At 40.6% G+C, this 19284-nt stretch carries 18 protein-coding genes; 13 read left to right on the top strand and 5 right to left on the bottom strand.

The window, feature by feature from the left end; translation table 11 throughout:
- The first annotated feature begins 8 nt into the window (after positions 1–8).
- Positions 9–563 (top strand): hypothetical protein, encoded by a 555-nt coding sequence (locus A5870_RS06920; RefSeq protein ID WP_236598488.1) that lies wholly within the window; start codon positions 9–11, stop codon positions 561–563.
- Between the two features lie 71 nt (positions 564–634).
- Here the strand turns inward: A5870_RS06920 and rlmD are convergent, their stop codons facing one another.
- On the bottom strand, positions 635–2011 hold the full coding sequence (gene rlmD / locus A5870_RS06925; RefSeq protein WP_086292220.1) for a 23S rRNA (uracil(1939)-C(5))-methyltransferase RlmD: 1377 nt from the start codon (positions 2009–2011) through the stop codon (positions 635–637).
- 114 nt (positions 2012–2125) lie between these two features.
- Here rlmD and recX point away from each other — a divergent pair, with 114 nt between their 5' ends.
- From recX to A5870_RS06945, 4 genes are all read left to right on the top strand, one after another.
- Positions 2126–2920 carry a recombination regulator RecX gene (gene recX / locus A5870_RS06930; RefSeq protein WP_008378247.1) on the top strand — a complete coding sequence of 265 codons (795 nt, stop codon included), beginning with the start codon at positions 2126–2128 and terminating at the stop codon, positions 2918–2920.
- A complete protein-coding gene (gene mutY, locus A5870_RS06935) occupies positions 2913–4064 on the top strand; it encodes an A/G-specific adenine glycosylase (protein WP_086292221.1) in 1152 nt (383 codons plus the stop codon). The genes recX and mutY overlap by 8 nt, the downstream gene beginning before the upstream one ends.
- A gap of 93 nt (positions 4065–4157) precedes the next feature.
- A complete protein-coding gene (gene ntdP / locus A5870_RS06940; protein WP_005225863.1) occupies positions 4158–4691 on the top strand; it encodes a nucleoside tri-diphosphate phosphatase in 534 nt (177 codons plus the stop codon).
- 161 nt (positions 4692–4852) lie between these two features.
- A complete protein-coding gene (locus A5870_RS06945) occupies positions 4853–5815 on the top strand; it encodes an N-acetylmuramoyl-L-alanine amidase family protein (RefSeq protein ID WP_086292222.1) in 963 nt (320 codons plus the stop codon).
- Positions 5816–5873: 58 nt separating this feature from the next.
- On the opposite strand, the gene A5870_RS06950 is transcribed toward A5870_RS06945, so the two are convergent.
- The gene (locus A5870_RS06950) at positions 5874–6317 is read right to left on the bottom strand and encodes a GNAT family N-acetyltransferase (protein ID WP_081118119.1); all 444 of its coding nucleotides are present in this window, start codon (positions 6315–6317) and stop codon (positions 5874–5876) included.
- Between the two features lie 142 nt (positions 6318–6459).
- Between A5870_RS06950 and A5870_RS06955 the strand changes: the two genes are divergently transcribed.
- The 8 genes from A5870_RS06955 to A5870_RS06990 all read left to right on the top strand — a co-directional run bounded on the left by A5870_RS06955 (position 6460) and on the right by A5870_RS06990 (position 15635).
- A complete protein-coding gene (locus A5870_RS06955; RefSeq protein WP_077454400.1) occupies positions 6460–7575 on the top strand; it encodes an AI-2E family transporter in 1116 nt (371 codons plus the stop codon).
- 112 nt (positions 7576–7687) lie between these two features.
- A complete protein-coding gene (locus tag A5870_RS06960) occupies positions 7688–9064 on the top strand; it encodes a hemolysin family protein (protein ID WP_077454399.1) in 1377 nt (458 codons plus the stop codon).
- A gap of 237 nt (positions 9065–9301) precedes the next feature.
- Positions 9302–10318: a lipoate--protein ligase gene (locus A5870_RS06965; protein ID WP_086292223.1), complete on the top strand. Its 1017-nt coding sequence runs from the start codon at positions 9302–9304 to the stop codon at positions 10316–10318.
- A gap of 10 nt (positions 10319–10328) precedes the next feature.
- Positions 10329–11054 carry a methionine ABC transporter ATP-binding protein gene (locus tag A5870_RS06970; protein ID WP_086292224.1) on the top strand — a complete coding sequence of 242 codons (726 nt, stop codon included), beginning with the start codon at positions 10329–10331 and terminating at the stop codon, positions 11052–11054.
- Positions 11041–11709, top strand: a complete 669-nt coding sequence (locus tag A5870_RS06975) for a methionine ABC transporter permease (protein ID WP_086292225.1) — start codon at positions 11041–11043, stop codon at positions 11707–11709. Before A5870_RS06970 ends, A5870_RS06975 begins: the two co-directional genes overlap by 14 nt.
- Before the next feature lie 5 nt (positions 11710–11714).
- The gene (locus A5870_RS06980) at positions 11715–12530 is read left to right on the top strand and encodes a MetQ/NlpA family ABC transporter substrate-binding protein (protein WP_086292226.1); all 816 of its coding nucleotides are present in this window, start codon (positions 11715–11717) and stop codon (positions 12528–12530) included.
- A 191-nt stretch (positions 12531–12721) separates the two neighbouring features.
- Positions 12722–14302: a peptide chain release factor 3 gene (locus A5870_RS06985; RefSeq protein ID WP_005225872.1), complete on the top strand. Its 1581-nt coding sequence runs from the start codon at positions 12722–12724 to the stop codon at positions 14300–14302.
- 562 nt (positions 14303–14864) lie between these two features.
- A complete protein-coding gene (locus tag A5870_RS06990; protein WP_086292227.1) occupies positions 14865–15635 on the top strand; it encodes a hypothetical protein in 771 nt (256 codons plus the stop codon).
- 112 nt (positions 15636–15747) lie between these two features.
- Here A5870_RS06990 and A5870_RS06995 read toward each other — a convergent pair whose 3' ends face one another.
- From A5870_RS06995 to A5870_RS07005, 3 genes are all read right to left on the bottom strand, one after another.
- Entirely contained in the window at positions 15748–16806 is a 1059-nt protein-coding gene (locus A5870_RS06995; RefSeq protein ID WP_086292228.1) for a DUF916 domain-containing protein, read from the bottom strand.
- A gap of 20 nt (positions 16807–16826) precedes the next feature.
- Positions 16827–17330, bottom strand: a complete 504-nt coding sequence (locus tag A5870_RS07000) for a hypothetical protein (protein ID WP_086292229.1) — start codon at positions 17328–17330, stop codon at positions 16827–16829.
- 345 nt (positions 17331–17675) lie between these two features.
- On the bottom strand, positions 17676–18176 hold the full coding sequence (locus tag A5870_RS07005) for a hypothetical protein (protein WP_086292230.1): 501 nt from the start codon (positions 18174–18176) through the stop codon (positions 17676–17678).
- Positions 18177–19284 lie beyond the last annotated feature (1108 nt).

Consider the following 19284-nt stretch of genomic DNA (forward strand, 5'->3'; position numbering starts at 1 on the left):
TGTTTTTTATGATAAAAAAACAAACAGCAATTATCTTGTTTGTGGCATTACTTAGTGGTTGTGGTGTTGCTGCGAATGACCCACAGACAAACAACGACAACGTACCGATCAACAACCAAATCAATACGCCGCAAACGCAAACAAGTCAAAGTGGAGACGAGACCCAAAATAATCACGATCAAACCGATCAGACAAAAGCGCAACAAGTGACTCAGATAGATGCAGAGCGAGCGAATGAGGAATTGGCACAAGCAGATGAAACGGGCACACTCATTCTTATTGATGGTGATCGTTTTGAGATGGAGTTGACGAACATTTCTCAAGGAACAGGGGAAGACGGCGAAGTCTTTGATATGGCGATCGCATCTGAGGAAAGATTATCCTTTACGATTACTAGCGAGACTGAGATAAAAGTAATTCTATATGATGCACAATCACATAATTCTCGAATTGTGGAGGGGTCACGTGCAGATCTGCAGCTTGAACGATCGGTAAGTCTGTATGGGCAGCGAGTAGGGGACACCTTTATTGCCACGAAAGTCCTCGTCTTACAAATCAATTAATCGTTATGCTTAAAAGACAACGAAAACAACATTCGCCTGACAGATCATAAGATGAGTTGTCAGGCGAATGTTTATTTGCGGGTCAATTTTACTACCACTTCACAGCGGGCGGTTTGTGGAAACATATCTACTGATTGCAGATATTCTACGTGAAACACTTTGGCTAGTTGGACTAAGTCTCTTGCTAAAGTAGAAACATTACAAGATATATAGACCATCTTCTTCGGTGGCTGTTTCAGCAAAGCTTTCAATAATCGTTCATCCAAGCCTGTTCTCGGCGGATCAACAATGATGCTATCAGGTCTGAAGCCTTCATTGAACCATTTTGGTAAGAGCTCCTCCGCAGTACCCGTTTCATAATGGGTATTTTGGGCACCAATGCGGCGCGCATTTTCTTGGGCATTTTCAATTGCTTGAGGAATAATGTCCATACCGCGGACTTCTTTGGCATAAGGAGCCACGCTCAACCCAATCGTTCCCACGCCGCAGTAGGCATCAACGACTGTTTCATTTTTGCTCAAGTCAAGGGCTTTTAACCCTTCTTGATACAAGACGCTGGTTTGCTGCGGATTCAGCTGGAAGAATGCGCGGGCGGACAAGTCGAAGGTCAGTTCATTCAACCGTTCTTCGATCGCTTCTTTGCCCCAAAGATGAATCGTTTCCTCTCCCATGACGACTGATGTTTTTTTGTTTTGCACATTTTGCATGATGGAAACGACTTGCGGCAAGCGCTGATTGATTTCGCGAATCAGCGCATTTTTTTGTGGCAGTTTGACAGAATTGGTAATGAAAACGACTTGAACTTCGCCAGTCGCGATCCCGATCCGAACCATCAATGTTCGTAGAATGCCGCTGTTTTTGCGTTCATCGTAAATGGGAATCTGGTATTTATTCAACAACTGGACGATGCCGTTGATCACTTTTTGCGTATCTTGTTCTTGTACGAGGCAATCATCAATGGCGACTAAGCGATGGGATTCCATTTCGTATAAACCTGCTTCGATACGTTTGGTTTGACTGTTGTAACGCAATTGAAATTGCGCTTTGTTGCGGTAATGCCAAGGAACATCCATGCCTAAAGTATCCCTTAGTTCAAACTGTTGGTAGCCATTTGGCTTAAATTTTTCAAGTGCTTGTTTCAAGAGGTCTTTTTTGAAATCTAATTGTTTATCGTAGACTAAATGCTGCAATTGGCAGCCGCCGCATCGGTCATAAAACTTGCACGGTGGTTGGATGCGATCGCTGCTGGGCTTGACGATTTTGGTCATCTTGGCTTCAGCAAAGCGGGGAGAGGCTTTGGTGACTTCGGCAATGACCTGTTCCCCCGGTAGAACACGGGGAACAAAGATAATTAGCTTTTTGTAATAACCGATGCCTTCTCCGTTGATCCCTAAGCGTTTGATCGTTAGTTGTAGTTTTTGTCCAAGCTGGACTTGTGTATTTGCCATGTGAACTCCTTAAATAAAATAGTCAGTTCATTTTACCACATTTTTTCAGCTTGATTAGAAGGAATTTCATTGTAGTTGTGGTAAAATAGAATGTACGTTCGCGAGGTGAAGAAGATGAATACAATTATTCGTATCAATAAAGGAAAAGGACCCTTTTATGAAGTGGCGACATCAGAAGGTGAAACGCTGCGGGTCTCAGAAGATCTTTTGGTCCGTTTTCGGCTATTAAAAGGCAAGGAACTGAGTGAAGAAGAATTAAAAGAAATCAAAAAAAGTGCAGGATTTGATTTAGGATTGCAGCAAGCCATGAACTATATCAGCTATCAGCTGCGTTCTGAAATGGAAGTCCGTACCTATTTGAAAGACAAAGAAATCGAAAAACAAGACCGAGACTTAGTTGTTGAACGTCTAAAAGAGCTGAATTTGATCGATGACAAAAACTATGGAGAGAGCTACATTCGCACCCAAGTCCGTATGAGTGATAAAGGACCCGTGGTCATCAGCCAGCAATTGAGAAAAAAAGGCTTGAAAGATCCCGTGATTCAAGAAGTACTGCCTTTGTATACCGAGGAAATGCAGTTTGAAGTCGGTTATCATACGGCTGAAAAAGCGATGCGTCGTTTTCACAATAAAAGCCATAAAGAAATGATCCAAAAGATAAAAATGCATTTGATGCAAAAAGGTTTTCATCAAGGAGTCATTCAAATGATTTTGGATGAATTACCGATGGAAAAAGATGAAGACCAAGAAAATGAAGCGCTCCAAAGGGAAGGTGCTCGCCTTATGCGGCGGCATCAACGTTTGCCCTTGATGAAACGAAAAATGAAAATCAAGCAAGGCCTTTATCAAAAAGGGTTTGCCATCGATGATATACAACGATTCTTAGATGAGGAAGTAATGGATGAGTAAGCAATGGGAAACTTGGGATGAAGAAAAAATCGAGACGTTCCAAGAAACATTTTTAACTTGGTATCATAAAGAAAAACGCAATCTTCCTTGGCGGGCGACCAACGATCCGTATGCAATCTGGATCTCAGAGATCATGCTTCAACAAACACGAGTGGAAACAGTGATTGGCTATTTTTACCGTTTTATGGAGCAATTCCCAACGATCCAAGACTTGGCTGAAGCTGAAGAACAAAAGCTGTTAAAGGTTTGGGAAGGTCTAGGTTATTACTCTCGTGCCCGCAATCTGAAGGCGGCTGCCCAGCAAATCGTGGCAGAATTCGACGGGAAAATGCCCGATTCAATTGAGGAGATTCGTTCACTAAAAGGAATTGGTCCCTATACAGCTGGTGCTATCGGCAGTATTGCTTTTGGCTTACCAGAACCGGCGATCGATGGAAATGTGATGCGGGTCGTCAGTCGGTTATTTTGTATCGAAGCAGATATTGCGAAAGCTAGCAGCCGAAGACCATTCGACGAGGCGATGAGAACGATCATTTCCCACGATGAACCCGGTGAGTTTAATCAAGCCTTGATGGATCTTGGCTCACGAATCTGTACACCCACCACACCGAAATGTGAAGAGTGTCCCATCAGTCAGTACTGTCTTGCTTATGCAGAGAATCGACAAACAGACTTTCCAGTGAAATCGAAAAAAGCTAAGCCCAAGGATGTCTACTACATCGCAGGCGCCATCGAAGATCAAGGCTCGTTTCTACTTGTGCAGCGACCTGAAACAGGCTTATTGGCCTCTATGTGGCATTTCCCATTGGTAGAAGTAACGAAAGAACAATATGAGGCTTTGCAGCGGACATGGGCAAAAGAGGAGCAGTTGCAGTTAGATTTGATTGCCGAAGATGATGCACTCGAGATTTTTTCTGATCTGCCTGTCGTTTGGCAAAAACGACATTTTGGTGAGATCACGCATATCTTTAGTCATTTGAAATGGCATGTCCTTTTATTTTATGGCAGAAAACGGGGAGAGCTCACGTTACAAGACAGCGAATGGGCTGCCAAAGAGTCCTTTCAAAACTATGTTTTTCCAAAACCTCAGCAGAAATTAGTCGAGCAATTAAAGAAATATCAGAAACTCGATAAAGATTTCTAGGCAAAGCTTTCTTTTATTGCTATAATATTAACGATGTCGGTGTAATGAACACCCAAACAAAACGCAAGTTTTCTTGCTGAGGGAAGGGTTGCTATGCGAGTTCCAAAAGAAGGAGAGTTTGTCAGCATTCAAAGCTACAAACATGACGGCAATTTGCATCGAACGTGGCGGGATACGATGGTCTTAAAGACCAGTGAATTCTCAGTGATAGGGGTCAACGATCATACACTAGTGACCGAATCAGATGGAAGACGCTGGGTTACCCGTGAACCAGCAATTGTATATTTTCATAAAAAATACTGGTTTAATGTTATTGCAATGATTCGAGAGAAGGGGGTTTCCTATTATTGTAATCTTGCTTCACCGTATTTACTTGATGAAGAGGCATTGAAATATATCGATTATGACCTTGATATCAAAGTATTTCCTGATGGCGAGAAACGTTTACTAGATGTGGATGAGTATGAATTGCACAGTAAGATTATGCAATATCCGCAAGACATTGATTTTATCTTGAAAGAAAATGTCAAAATTTTAGTAGATTGGATCAATAATGGCAAAGGACCCTTTTCGCAAGGGTATGTGGACATTTGGTATGATCGCTACAAGCAGTTGTCTCAAAAATAAGTGAAATGGGTCGGATCGCTCATTTTTCCCAAGAAACTTCAACCAAATTGGTTGGAGTTTTTTTGTGTCTCTAAAGGAATGCTTCCATCAGCAGGCTTTAAGTTCCGTTTAAGCTGATAGTCCCATGATAAAGAGACTAAGAAAATAAGTGGGGGAAGCACATGAAGAAAAAAGGGAAGCTTGTTATCGGGACCACCATGATTCTGCTTTTTGTAGCGGGGTTTGCTGTGTTGAGAAATGACCAATCCGCTCGGGAGGAGAGTCAAGAAAGTACTTCTCAAACTGAGCCTAACGCTCAAACAGAAGAGACCGCTCAGACTGTCAGTATGGTCCGAATTTATGTAGATCCCTCAGAATACGATGCAGCGGTTGAAAGTGAGAACGATTATGTATCGATCTATCAGACAACAAGTCAAGAGACAGTCATTGGGAAAATCCATCGAGGAAGTTGGGCAACCTTCATCAGTCAAACAGAAGAGATGGTTGAAATTCAAACAGATGATGGGGTAACAGGTTACATTGAAAAGCAATCAGCATCGATTCAAGAAGTCGCGCTTTCGGCAGTACCAAAAGATTTATCGAACTTCAAAGTCGTCCTTGATGCAGGTCACGGCGGCGAAGATTCTGGGGCACTTTCGACGGATCAAACGATCATGGAAAAAGATTTGACGTTAGCAACGGTCCAAACGATCGGCGAAGCACTGACCAAAGCAGGTATTCAAGTCAGTTATACACGCACCGAAGATCGTTATCTCTCGCTGTCAGATATTACCGCTGCTTCTCTTTCAGAAGAACCAGATCTATTTATCAGCATTCATTACGATAATTCAGAAATACCAAACAGCAATCAAGGACTGACAACATACTATTACTATACTGGGGCAAAAGAGATGGCAGAAACGATCACTGCCAATTTGAGTTCCTCGGTGGCATTGAGTTCCAACGGTACCCGTTTTGGTAACTATTATGTTTTGCGAGAACAATATATTCCAGCAGTTTTATTGGAGTTAGGCTATTTGAACAGTGACACCGATCTGTCAGTGATCACGAGTGACGGCTATGATCAAAAGGTGGCGCAAGCGTTGCTGGCAGCGATTAAAGAGATCGTGGAAGCAGAGGAATAAAAAAACAGCGACCACAAAACAGAGGAAGGATCTGTTTTATGGTCGCTGTTTTAAGTAATCACTTCTCGTTAAAGGTTTTGCTCATTTTGATATGGGGCATATCCGCGTCTAAAAAGACATCGCCTTCAGGCTGATAGCCTAACTTCAAGTAAAACTCTTTGGCGGTTAATTGAGCGCCTAAAGTGACCTTTTTGACTCCTTGTTTTTGAATGAAGGCTTCCGCACCTTCGATCAGTTGTCTGCCGTAACCTGAACCACGATGAGCAGCGGGGACTGCCATTCGCTGCAACTTCACTTCATGATCAGAGATAGGTAAGAAACGCAAGGTTGCGACTGCTTCATTATCATCGTCATATAAGACGAAGTGGACTGCCAATGCTTCATTTTCATCTACTTCCAATGCTAATGGAACACCTTGCTCTTTCACGAACACTTGATTTCGTATTTTCAATGACGCCAGATAAATGTCACTTAGCGTATCTTTTGTTTGTGCGATATGCATAAAAAACTCACCTCAGCTAATATTTCTCCGTTATTTTTAATAGTATACCACTTTTTTTACAAATTTCTTTTGTTTGCGGCTAAAGTCGCAAGCTTTTTTTTTCAAAATCATCTATAATGTTATAAAAAAGGGAGGGAATCTTTTGTTCGACAAATTTAAACAATCAAAACTGTTCTTTTGGTCTTTGGAAGCATTGGTTTTAGTGACACTTGTATTTGTGTTAAGTAAAGTCAATTTTCTATTTGCACCGATCGGCACGTTTTTTTCTACTTTATTTGCACCAGTATTGATTGCTGGCTTTCTCTATTATCTGCTAAATCCAATCGTCTTATTTTTGATGAAAACCACCAAAATAAAACGGCTGTTTGCTGTCATACTCGTTCTGTTGTTATTAGTAGCAGCCATCATCTTGATTTTCGTCAGTGTTATTCCTAATTTGGTGAGTCAGATTTCTTCATTGGCAGAAAATATTCCAACATTTGCCAAGAATATGGAGAGCTGGATCTCAAGAATCGCAGATGATCCATTCTTCAAACAAATCGATATCGCCCAGCAATTAGAAAACCTAAATCTTTCTTACGGCTCATTGCTACAGCAGTTTCTTAGTGGATTATCCACCAGTTTAGGATCGATCGTCAGTACGATCGCTTCCGCAACAATGATCATCGTGACCGTACCTTTTATCTTGTTTTACATGCTGAAGGATGGGGAAAAGCTGGTTCCTAATCTGAAAACTGTCTTTCCAGAAAGAAGACGAGAGCAGATCGTTGGCTTGCTGGGCGACCTAAACAAAACATTGTCCAACTACATCAGTGGGCAAGCAATCGAATGTATCTTTGTTGGTACCTTCACCTTCATCGGTTACTGGATGATTGGCGTCAATTATGCCTTTTTATTCGGTGTGATCGCAGGGGTTACGAACTTGATCCCATATTTAGGTCCTTATCTTGGCTTGATTCCGGCGGTATTAGTGACGGTCTTTGATGAACCTTTCCGAGCGCTACTATGCTGTATCGTGGTTCTGATCGTCCAACAATTAGACGGAAATGTTATTTACCCGAATGTGATCGGCAAATCATTGGCGATCCATCCGTTAACGATCATTTTGGTCTTATTAGTTGCTGGTAATCTAGCTGGCTTATTAGGAATTTTCTTAGGTGTGCCATTTTATGCGATTTGCCGAACGATTGTCGTCTTTATTGTTCGCCTAATCAAAGATGACAAAATTAAGAAAAATCAGGAACGGTTGATTGAATAATCAATGACTGGTGTTTTTTATTGCAAAGAAAAAAACTTTGTGATAGGATTTTATCGTGGGCTAAGCCCACGATTTTTTTTAGAAAATGAAAAAATAAGGAGAGAATGCTATTATGAATGCTGACCCCGAGAGTCAGTCGCTTCTAGCGCAAATTTTATTATTGATCGTTTTGACATTGATCAACGCTTTTCTAGCGGCCTCTGAGATCGCAGTCGTCTCAGTCAACAAAAACCGTGTCGAGCAAAAAGCGGAAGAAGGAAATGTCAAATCACAAAAATTATTGAAAATCATTGATAATCCAACAAATTTCTTGTCAACGATCCAAGTTGGGATTACCTTGGTGAATATTTTATCTGGGGCATCTCTGGCAGATACCTTGTCGACCCGTTTGGCACCTTTATTAGGTGGGGGAACAGCAGCTAAAAGCTTAGCAAACATTATCGTTTTAGCGATCTTGACGTATGTGTCGATCGTTTTCGGTGAGTTGTATCCAAAACGGATCGCCATGAACAAATCAGAAGAAGTTGCCCAGTTCACTTCTGGTGTCATTCGAACGATCGGGATTATTGCCAAACCTTTCGTCTGGTTCTTATCTGCTTCGACAAGTTTATTGGCGCGCATCACTCCAATGGAATTTGACGATGAAGACACGAAGATGACCCGTGATGAAATGCGGTATATGTTGGAAACAGAAGGGGTCTTTGAAGAAGATGAATTAGAGATGCTACAAGGGATCTTTTCATTAGACACGAAAGTCGCCCGGGAAGTCATGGTTCCTAGAACCTCAGCCTTTATGGTGGACATCAATGACTCAGTAGAAGAAATTTTGACTGAAATTTTAGCAGAAAATTATTCTCGTATTCCTGTATATAATGAAGATAAAGATAAAGTCGTAGGGATTCTACATACCAAAAATCTATTGAAGTGTGCGTACAAATACGGCTTTGATACGATGGACATCAAACAAATTCTACAAGAACCATTGTTTGTGCCAGAAACGGTCTTTATCGATGATTTGCTTTATGAATTAAAGAAAACCCAAAACCAAATGGCGATTTTGCTTGATGAATATGGCGGCGTCGTTGGGTTGGTTACACTAGAAGACTTGCTTGAAGAAATCGTCGGCGAGATCGATGATGAATCAGATGAAGTCGAAGAACTTTATGAAAAAATCTCTGATAAAGAATATGTCATTCAAGGCCGCATGTTGATCGATGATTTTAATGAAGCCTTCAACATGAGCTTGCATATGAGTGATGTGGACACGATGGCGGGATATTTGATCACTGCTTTAGGATTGATCCCTGATGAAGGAGAAAAACTTTCCTTTGAAGTGGACAACGTAAAGCTGATCTCTGAAGAAATGGAAGGCTCACGGGTCTTGAAGATTCGGGTGATCTTCCACGACCCTGAAGACGGCGAAGTGGAACCTGAGGAAGAACGCCGCTATTTCCGCAAAGATTTTGAGGAAGACGAGCCGCGCCGTTAAAGCTCCGTATAAATGAAATGAGGAAGACCAAGGCATTTGCTTTGGTCTTTTTTGTTCCTTTTTTACTTATTCCCCTTGATTTGTTTGTAAGAAACGGTTACGATAAATCTAATCAATAATACAGTTTAAAAACAGATAAAAAAACATGTGTATCTTATCTTCAAGCAATTTGATTGCATTTTTTCGAAAGAAAAGCGAGAATGTCCATAGAAATCTAATGAGAACGAGGGGCTTATAATGAAATTTTATCGTATGCTTAGTGAAGATATCCGTTACAATTTGGCAACTGAAGAGTACTTGATGGATAACATAGATGTTTCAGAACCTTGTCTTCTGTTATACATACAAAAACCATGTGTTATAATCGGTAGAAATCAAAATGCGTATCAAGAGATCGATTTTGAGTATTTGCGAAGCCGTAATATCGTTTTGACTCGCAGGACATCTGGTGGTGGAGCGGTTTATGACGATCTAGGCAACATGAGTTTTAGTTTTGTCACTAAAAAAGATGCCACAAGTTTTGGCGATTATCAAAGTGCGACGCAACCTATCATGAAGGGGTTAGCGGCAATGGGAGCCAAGGATATTGAAGTACACGGTCGCAATGATTTGTTCATTGATGGGAAAAAGTTTTCTGGCAATGCGATGTATACAAAAAAAGGCCGGACGTATTCTCATGGCACATTGATGTATGATGTGAACCTGGAAGAATTGACGAACGTTCTACACGTTGCCCAAGAAAAAATTGCTTCTAAAGCAACGAAATCCGTGCGGAAAAGTGTGACGAATATCAAACCTTATTTGGCAGAGCAATACCAATCAATGGATACCAAGGAATTTCGAGATACACTCCTTTGCCATATCTACGAAGTAGCCACCATCGATGAAATCAGTGATCAAGAGATCGTCTTGACGGAAACCGATCGACAAGCGATCCAAACGTTGTTTGAAGAGCGGTATGCGAATAATGAGTGGATTTTCAATGAAGCCCCAGCATTTGAATGGCAAAAAAGAAAGCGGTTTGAACAAGTAGGGATCGTTGAAGTCGATTTTACTGTGAACAAAGGCAAGATCGCAGCACTCCAAATTACGGGTGACTTTTTTGGGCAAAAAGAGATCAGTGAACTGGAAGCAATGTTGCAAGGGGTTGATTTTGAACAAAGTACCATCAGCCGCTTGCTAGAGGGAATCGCCATCGAGCAATTTATCCATCAGATGACCACTTCTGAATTTTTAGCATTGCTGTTTGATTAGGAGGAAAAAGATGTTAGAAGCGATCAATCTCACAAAGCGTTACGATCGAAAGGTTCTCGATGGTTTGTCTTTTTCGGTTCAGGCAGGGGAAATCGTTGGGGTCGTCGGCAAAAGTGGCTCAGGAAAATCGACGTTGCTTCGGCTTTTAAACTTGATTGAAACCCCAGACAGCGGGGAATTACTTTTTGATGGCAAAAAAATCGATGCATCGAACAAAAAACAGCTGCTACATGCGCAACAAGAAATCGGCATGATTTTTCAAAATTACAATCTGTTACACAATCGAACCGTTTTTGAAAATGTCTATTTGCCCTTGAAGTTAATGGGGAAATCATCGGAGAAGGTGTTGGAGATGCTTTCATTTGTTGGGATGGAAGACAAAGTCGACATTTATCCAGCCAAGTTGAGCGGTGGGGAGAAACAACGAGTAGCTATCGCACGGGCGTTGATCCGTGAGCCGAAAATCTTGCTGTGTGACGAACCCACTAGTGCGCTGGATGAAGATACGAAAGCCGATGTACTTGCTTTACTGCAAAAAGTTCAACAGACGTTCCAGCCAGCAGTCGTTTTTGTCAGTCATGAACTATCGGCCGTCCGACAAATTTGTCAACGTGTGTTTGTATTGGAAGATGCCGTCTTTGCGGCGGAATTTGCCAATCAGCCCCAGCCAATTGTCCGCATTGAAAGCTCTTATGTGAACAAAGTGGAGAGGAGTTTGCTGCATGACGATCAGTGAGAGTATTTTGTATTATCTGCCTGAATTGCTGGAATCTTTGAAAGAAACAGCGATCATGATGGGCATTTCGATGCTTGCAGCCATTGTCTTAGGCCAGCCGTTAGGTGTCTGGCTTTTTCTTAGCCGCAGTCGTGGGAAAAAAATCTCATTTCTTTATGAGTGTTTGAATCTCGTTGTGACGATCATTCGCTCGTTTCCATTTCTATTATTTGTCGTAGCCTTGATCCCGTTGACGCGGATGCTTTTAGGTAGCTCATTTGGACCGATTCCCGCAAGTTTTCCTTTGAGCATCGTTGCTATGAGTATTTTTGCTCGCTTGACGGAGCAAGTACTGCTGGATGTCCCAGAAGAAGTTTCTTACTTGGCAAAATCCTTGGGCGTCAGTCAATGGCAGTATGTTTGGTCATTTTTACTTGTAGAAGCCAGAAGTGGCTTGATTTTATCCTTGACGACGACAGCAGTCAGCATGGTTTCTTATTCGACGGTGATGGGGATCGTTGGCGGCGGCGGGATCGGCGATTTTGCGATCCGCTATGGCTATCAACGCTATGAATATGGCGTCATGTATTTTGCAATTATCATCATGATTCTTTTGGTCTTTATCTTGCAAGGGATTGGCAATCAAGCAGCAAGAAAACTTGATAAACGAAAATAGGAGGAATGAAAGTGAAAAAAGGATTTGTTTTAGGATTGAGTGTATTGGCGTTAGGTGTATTGGGGGCTTGCGGTTCCAGCTCTGATGAGGCGAGCGAAGAGAAAATCATCAAAGTCGCTTCACAAACGACACCAATGACCGATGTCGTAAAAGTTGCTGCTGAAGCGGTCGAAGATGGTTGGGAGATCCAATTGGTTCAAGTCAATGACAATATCCAGTACAACGAGTTGCTGAATAATGACGAGGTCGATGCCAACTTTGCGCAACATGAACCATATATGCAAATGTATAATGAAGAAAAAGATGCAAACCTAGTGGCATTAGATAAAATCTATAACGCAAAAGTCGGCTTTTATTCCAAAGAGTATACGGATATCAATGATATTCCAGAGGGAACGAAAGTCGCATTGCCGAATGATGTGTCCAATGAAGGTCGAGCGTTAGCGATTTTAGCAGAAGAAGGGTTGATCACTCTCAAAGATGGCGTTGGTGTCAATGGAACACTTAAAGACGTTACAGAAAATCCGAAAAACTTTGAATGGTTATCTGTCGATCTACTGAATCTTGCGGAAGCCTATGATGAGCCAAATGTATCTTTGGTATACAATTACCCAACCTATATTGCGAAAATCGGTTTGAAACCAGCAGATGCCCTTTTCTTAGAAAAGACCATCGATGATCGCTTTGCTATCTCATTGGTTGCTCGAGAAGACAATCAAGATGCTGAAAAAATCGCCGTTTTGCGCCGTGCCATGACTAGCGATAAGGTTCGCGAATTTTTAGAAAACGAGCATAGTGATACGTTATTGCCAGCATTTTAATTTGTTTCCATCAAATGGAAGGAACGCCCTTTGCCTGACTCTTCAAAAGAGACCAGTCAAAGGGGGTTCTTGTCTTTTTTTGCTTTTTTATCACCCTTATCCATGATATACTGATTTGGTCAGAAAACTAGCGACAGTCTTAGATGGACACTGTTCGCATTGTAAATACAAGAAATGGAGCAATAAAATCAATGGATAATCCAAAATTAAAACAACAAGTCGATAGTCGCCGTACCTTTGCGATTATTTCCCACCCGGATGCGGGGAAAACAACCATTACAGAACAATTATTACTATTCGGTGGCGCGATTCGCCAAGCCGGTACGGTCAAAGGAAAAAAGACTGGCAATTTCGCAAAGTCCGACTGGATGGAAATTGAAAAACAACGGGGGATCTCCGTTACCAGTTCCGTTATGCAGTTTGATTACCAAGGCAAACGGGTCAATATTTTAGATACTCCTGGGCATGAGGACTTTTCTGAAGATACCTACCGTACCTTGATGGCGGTGGACAGTGCGGTTATGGTGATCGATAGCGCAAAAGGGATCGAAGCGCAAACGAAAAAACTTTTCCAAGTGGTTAAAAAACGCGGCATTCCAATTTTTACCTTCATCAATAAACTCGACCGTGATGGCCGTGAACCATTAGAATTACTAGAAGAGCTAGAAGATCTTTTAGAGATCGAATCATTTCCAATGAATTGGCCGATCGGCATGGGGAAAGGCTTAGAAGGGCTGTATGATATTCATAACCAGCGGGTCGAATTTTACCGTCCAGACAATCACGGTGGGGAACGTTTAGTTGCCCTAGATGAAAATGGACAATTTCCTGCAGACCATCCATTTGCCGAAGATGGGCTGTTCCAACAAGTTTTAGAAGAAGTGGAATTGCTGCAAGAAGCTGGCGATGCCTTTGACACAGAAAAAATCGCTCGTGGCGATCAAACACCCGTGTTCTTTGGTTCTGCCCTTACGAATTTCGGTGTACAGACCTTTTTGGAAACCTTCTTGTCTTTTGCACCAGCACCTTATGGTCACAAAACTTTGGCCGGTGATGAAGTCAGTCCTTATGAACCAGAAATGTCCGGGTTTGTGTTCAAGATCCAAGCAAATATGAATCCTGCCCATCGTGACCGGATCGCCTTTGTCCGTATTTGTTCAGGAACCTTTGAACGAGGCATGGACGTGACACTAGAGCGTACTGGCAAAAAAATGAAACTCAGCAATGTGACACAATTTATGGCAGATACCCGTGAAAATATTGAAGAAGCAGTCGCTGGAGATATCATCGGGGTTTATGATACGGGAAATTATCAAATCGGCGATACGATTTATGAAGGAAAACTAAAAGTTGCTTACGAAGAGCTACCATCGTTTACTCCGGAACTCTTTATGAAAGTCACTGCAAAAAATGTGATGAAGCAAAAATCATTCCACAAAGGAATCTATCAGTTGGTCCAAGAAGGAGCCATCCAGTTGTACAAGACGTATCTTAGTGATGAGTATATCATCGGTGCTGTCGGGCAGCTGCAATTTGAAGTTTTCCAATACCGCATGATGAATGAGTACAATGCAGAAGTCATTATGACCCCAATGGGCCACAAGATCGCTCGCTGGATCGATCCGAAAGACTTAGATGAGCGCATGAGTTCCAGTCGTAACATTTTAGCGAAAGACCGTTTCGACCAGCCATTGTTCTTATTTGAAAATCAATTTGCAATGCGTTGGTTCGCTGACAAGTACCCAGACGTCGAATTGAAGAGCTTGATGTAAGAGCCGTTTCCCGCTAGACTGTTTAGGTATACTCAGCTTTGTGGGTAGCGTGAATCTTTTTTAGGGTAAAAGGTCCTTTCTTATCAAAATGGATAAGAAGGGGCTTTTTTGTGCTTCAAGGGTGCTTTTGATGCAGAATGAAATGTGGGATTAGTCGTGAATGATTCACTGATTGAAGAATTTTCTGAAAAAATTATCCTAATTCATAAACATTCTTTTAAAAGAAGATAAAAATGAGTTGGGAAAAGAGCGTAGTATTAAAGATGACAGCAAGGAATTGCATTTGAAATGAATAGAAAAATAGCCTAGGCAACATTTAATGATTCAGGAAATTTTCTTCTTGTTTGAAAGTAGAGGAAAAGCAGAGAAGAGATTGCCAGTGTTAGTGGGCATTTAATTCATTGATTGAGGGAAATCTTCTTTTTGTCAGATGCTACTAATGAAGATAAGTGAAGATATCTGAGCAGGATTTGGTACTAGTTATCTATAGATCGATTTTGCTAAAGCGAATGATTATTTGTTAAATAAAAGTGATTTCTGAAAGAAGAAAGGGGACCAGGTAGTGCTAAAAAGTTTGTTATTCATTTTTTCGGTGATGATTTTATTTCCAACACTAGAGGCTATGGCTGATGACGTTTCCGAAACTTTGATTTTTGATTTAAACACGATTGACTTTAAGGATGAACACTATTATTTGTTAAGAACCACACAAGATCTTCAGCTGACTGTCGATAGCAACGGCAGTGAAGGTGCTTTTGGCGTTACAATCACTGCTGTTGGAGAAGAATTTTCAGCAGAACTAAAAAGCGTGAACGGTTCGGAAGAGATGATCATTCAGATTGAGGATGCTGATGAAGCATCAATGATTCTTAACATAGCTGCAACATTGAACATAAAGGAATATCTTGATTCCGACTCTGAGTACTACCTATCAGTCACTTTTACAGCAATTGATGATTCAGAGACCTTTACGAAAGAGATAAAAATGAATCAGACGGATGAGGAAAAAGAAGAGATACCGGATGAAAACTTGACATATGAAGACCAAGACGATGAAAAGCAAGAAGACAATGGCATCGAAGATGAATCCGAGAGCCAAAAGGAAGAAGCAGAATCTAATTACGACGAGCAAGCAAACTTGGAAGAAGACACCCTTGATAATGACTCTACCAATTTAGAAGATTCGATCAGTGATGTCGAGGATGAGGCTAGTGCTGAGTTTTTTTTAGGGGAGAAAAGCCAGTACGAGAAAGCAACTTTTTTTTCAAAAGAAATGATCATTGAAGAGAAAATGTTTAGGCATATATCAGGAAAAACCGCTTATTTGATATGAGCGGTTTTTCTTGTCCCGCTTCGGCGAGGAGATACGCAACATTACTTTAAAAAGGAAGCTATCAATAATTGATGAGCAGTGGAATAAGCAGAAACAGCATAAAAGAGAGGAGCTAGCCCTCTCTTTTTCTTTTTGATCTTACTATATATATGACTGCCACTGTAAGTGCTGCTAAGAGAATTAGGATGATCCAGATAAACAATTGATTGTCTGACTGAATAGTGACAGTATTTGTTGGAATGCTTTCTTTTTTGAAGTCATCCAGGTCTTCTTTCTCATAAGAAAAAAGAGTGGTGATTGCTTTTCTAGTTGTTTCTATTGTCAACCGGTATTCGCCTTCAATAAGTTCACTATTGTCTATTAAAGGAATCTGCATTCTTGATTTGGTTAACGGCGTTAAAAGAACGGAATCTGCTAACTCCCCAGAGGCAATTATTTCTCCATTTGGGTTTATTAGTTCGTAGAGTGCATTGTTCAAGTTGCCTAAAATAGGATTATAGTTGAGGGCGTAAAATTGGAGGTTTACCGTATCTTGAAGCGCAACAAAGGAGAAATCTTCATAAACGACGTCTTTGAGCTCTTCCACTTCATTAAAAAGTAAGTTGATAAAAATAAGTGATTCGTACACAGATTTAATACCGATTGAATCTTCTGCTGTTTCAAGACCCATGATCTGACTAAAATTGATTGCCCCCATCACGGTTCCTTCACGTGCAGGCTCCTCTGGAAGAGTAATCGTAACGGTCACCAGAACGGATTCATTCGGAGGGATCTCAATTTGATTATCGTCATCTAATGCCTCTGATTCGATTGATGCATAATTGGAAAAGTTATACTTGTCATCTAGCAGTAAGTTTAAGTCATCGCTATAGATGATAGCTGATTCTCGTGAGAGAGCAGTAGAGGTGTAAGGTGTGACAACAATGGATGAATCACCGGATCCAACATTTTCTAGTGTAATTTCAACAATATACGCCGTCTCCATCTCAGGAGAAATACTCAAGGTATTATCAGAAGTTTTGTACTCCGTTTCACTAAGTGTAAGTTTTAATGAATTCGCAGTTTCATCGGCATTTACGCGACGGATACTTGCATTACTAATGAATGCTATAAAGAGAAGCAACACAGAAATCCTTAGAAAAGAATTTCTGTGTTTGAATGTATGATTCATGATTTTTTTCCTTTTGAAAATTATAGTGATGGAGTTTGACCAGGATCGGTACCATCTTGTGCAATTACAGTGATCACAGGAGCGTCTGCATCTTCTGCTAATGCAGCAAAATCTTGTGCAAATGTTTGATCGATTGTAAATGTTATGTCTGTTCCTAGGGATTCAATATCAACAGGGTCAGCAGTCAAAGTATTAAGATTAGTAGCGTCGACAACGATTCCATCAAAGTCATCAGGCGCGTTAACAGCAAAATAAACGATTGCTTCAGAAGCAGTTAAATTGGTCAAAGTACCACCTACATTTAAGATAGTTCCTGCCACAGTTCCATTGTTTAATAAAACATCAGTAATCTGTACAGGTTCTTCCAAGGCGATGCCGTCATTAAACTCGAATGTTGCCTCTCCATATTCGAGTTCAACCGGAATCGTCTCCGAGGCAGGGACATCTGTCACAGCAAACGCGTTGACTCCTCCGGCTAACAACAAAGATGCAATGAATGTACTGCCTAGAACAATTTTTTTCATATTCAAAACCTCACTTTAATTATTGCAGTTGTTGCACTGCTTAAATGAATTATAATATGCAATTTAGGGTAGCGATTATCCGATTTAGTGCTAATTTTTTTGAAAATATATAAAATATATACGCTGGAATATTTTATTGTGGTTAAAATTTATTATTGCGATTATCATTCGTTCATTTGAAGCTGGCAGCAACGATCTGCAAACTACTGCGTCGGTTTTTGTTTATAAAATGAAAACGATAGAGACTTGATAAATAAGTCTCTGTCGTTTTATAGAAAAGATTCGGATGGTTCGATTGTGTACAAAAATTGGCGATCTTTTTTGCTTATAGTGATACACATTTGCTTATAGTGATACACAAGAAAAGTTTTCACTTTCCCCTGAAAGTCTGGCTGTAACAGTAATTATTGGTGGCTCTGTTAAGAAAGCAGTCTCACGGCTAACGGAATAAGTGGAGTTGATCGTGTTTTCTCCACGAGAAATAGCCTCGGCTTTGATCGTCACTGTTGGGTTATCAGTGATTTGGATGCCACTTTGTTCAGGGGCTTTGACTTCAACGATCACCTCAATGGGTGAGCGAGTGTAATTAAATAGTGCACCGCCCACATTTGAAATTCCTCCTCGCGCAGAAAGAGTGCTATTTTCGAAAAAGGCATCTCCGATAGTAAACCTTCCCCCATTCGTTAAACGCATTTCGTTGTGAAAAGCGAAAGCAGAATTTCCATCTAAGATGGTAACTTTGAGGGGGTCGCTATTAGGATTGCTGACGCTTAAGGCGGTCGCATTGACTCCACCCGTTAGTAAGATTGTGGCTCCGAGAGTGATACTTAAGAAAGTTTTTTTCATTTTTAAACCTCGTTCTAGATTTTCAGATGTTTTTCTGAATATAAAAAGTATAAAGGGAAATTATCGTGAATATTATCTATATTTTTGCGAAATAACAACAAATAGTGTAGAAAACTGATAAAAAATAAGGTTTTTTGTTTTGCTGGGATTTTTGGAAGGAGGGATAAGTTGTTTTTCCTATCGAAGTTCCTGTATTACTAAAAACGAAGGAGTAAAGCAAAAATAGCCTATTAGACGAACAATAAATGAAACCATTGCTTCAAACTGGTGGCATCCAGGGCATCTCTCCATTTTGTGATGTATGATCTGTTGCTAAAAAAGCACTTTTCCCGATGCTATTCGGAGTAATTGCTGTGATTTGTCGGCATTGGCGCTTCTCTAGGAAGATCATAGGAGGTTTTCTTTATCTAAGTCGATTTCGTTCATAAGCAAAGTAGTATGCCCAGCGTAAAAGTCAGCCACTAATTTGTGGAGGTTTTTCAGGTAGGCTAGAAGAAGTGCAGAAGTCAACAAATGACTTGACTTCAACCCTTTGATTTAGTCTCTTAAAAATCCAAGATTCACTGAAATACAGAACAAGTTTTCTGAGGGCTTTATTTAAGTGATCGCTTTTATTCTCTACAATTGTCCTTAAGATTGCTTTTTCCTGCATTATCAGGAATCATTTTAAGTAATACAAAAATTGACATAGAATAAAGATATTGGTGAATATTGTCAAAATTATTGGAATAAATTATAGAATATGCGTTTTTATCTGTTAATCGTAGGGATTTCTCGGTAGAATGACCTCGTAGAGCATTTCACTTTCTCTGTTGTTTTCTTGTGTCAGGTTAAGGTTTTATTTGAGAAAGATCGGCTTTTTTATTTCATATCAATCTGGGGCTGAGAAATCATTTATGATTGAACAGTCCCAAAAAGTATAGGTAAAATTATATTTGTTGTGATGACGGGTGAAGGAGTGCTAGCGATATGAAATTCTTACAAAGAAAAGAGGGATTTCAGCGGAATCATTTTTAGGAATGACCAGCAGGGGCTGGTGAAGAAAGCTAACAGAGTTAGGGTTTCTGATGTAATCGAAGTTCAATAGAACCCATTGTTTGAAAGTGCA

This window comes from Enterococcus sp. 2G9_DIV0600, assembly GCF_002140615.1.
In the GTDB taxonomy this organism is placed as follows: Bacteria; Bacillota; Bacilli; order Lactobacillales; family Enterococcaceae; genus Enterococcus_D; species Enterococcus_D innesii.

Coding starts and splice junctions, on each gene's coding strand:
- A5870_RS06920 (WP_236598488.1), top strand. CDS start 9: ATGATAAAAAAACAAACAGCAATTATCTTGTTTGTGGCATTACTTAGT.
- rlmD (WP_086292220.1), bottom strand. CDS start 2,011: ATGGCAAATACACAAGTCCAGCTTGGACAAAAACTACAACTAACGATC.
- recX (WP_008378247.1), top strand. CDS start 2,126: ATGAATACAATTATTCGTATCAATAAAGGAAAAGGACCCTTTTATGAA.
- mutY (WP_086292221.1), top strand. CDS start 2,913: ATGAGTAAGCAATGGGAAACTTGGGATGAAGAAAAAATCGAGACGTTC.
- ntdP (WP_005225863.1), top strand. CDS start 4,158: ATGCGAGTTCCAAAAGAAGGAGAGTTTGTCAGCATTCAAAGCTACAAA.
- A5870_RS06945 (WP_086292222.1), top strand. CDS start 4,853: ATGAAGAAAAAAGGGAAGCTTGTTATCGGGACCACCATGATTCTGCTT.
- A5870_RS06950 (WP_081118119.1), bottom strand. CDS start 6,317: ATGCATATCGCACAAACAAAAGATACGCTAAGTGACATTTATCTGGCG.
- A5870_RS06960 (WP_077454399.1), top strand. CDS start 7,688: ATGAATGCTGACCCCGAGAGTCAGTCGCTTCTAGCGCAAATTTTATTA.
- A5870_RS06965 (WP_086292223.1), top strand. CDS start 9,302: ATGAAATTTTATCGTATGCTTAGTGAAGATATCCGTTACAATTTGGCA.
- A5870_RS06970 (WP_086292224.1), top strand. CDS start 10,329: ATGTTAGAAGCGATCAATCTCACAAAGCGTTACGATCGAAAGGTTCTC.
- A5870_RS06975 (WP_086292225.1), top strand. CDS start 11,041: ATGACGATCAGTGAGAGTATTTTGTATTATCTGCCTGAATTGCTGGAA.
- A5870_RS06980 (WP_086292226.1), top strand. CDS start 11,715: ATGAAAGTGAAAAAAGGATTTGTTTTAGGATTGAGTGTATTGGCGTTA.
- A5870_RS06985 (WP_005225872.1), top strand. CDS start 12,722: ATGGATAATCCAAAATTAAAACAACAAGTCGATAGTCGCCGTACCTTT.
- A5870_RS06995 (WP_086292228.1), bottom strand. CDS start 16,806: ATGAATCATACATTCAAACACAGAAATTCTTTTCTAAGGATTTCTGTG.
- A5870_RS07000 (WP_086292229.1), bottom strand. CDS start 17,330: ATGAAAAAAATTGTTCTAGGCAGTACATTCATTGCATCTTTGTTGTTA.
- A5870_RS07005 (WP_086292230.1), bottom strand. CDS start 18,176: ATGAAAAAAACTTTCTTAAGTATCACTCTCGGAGCCACAATCTTACTA.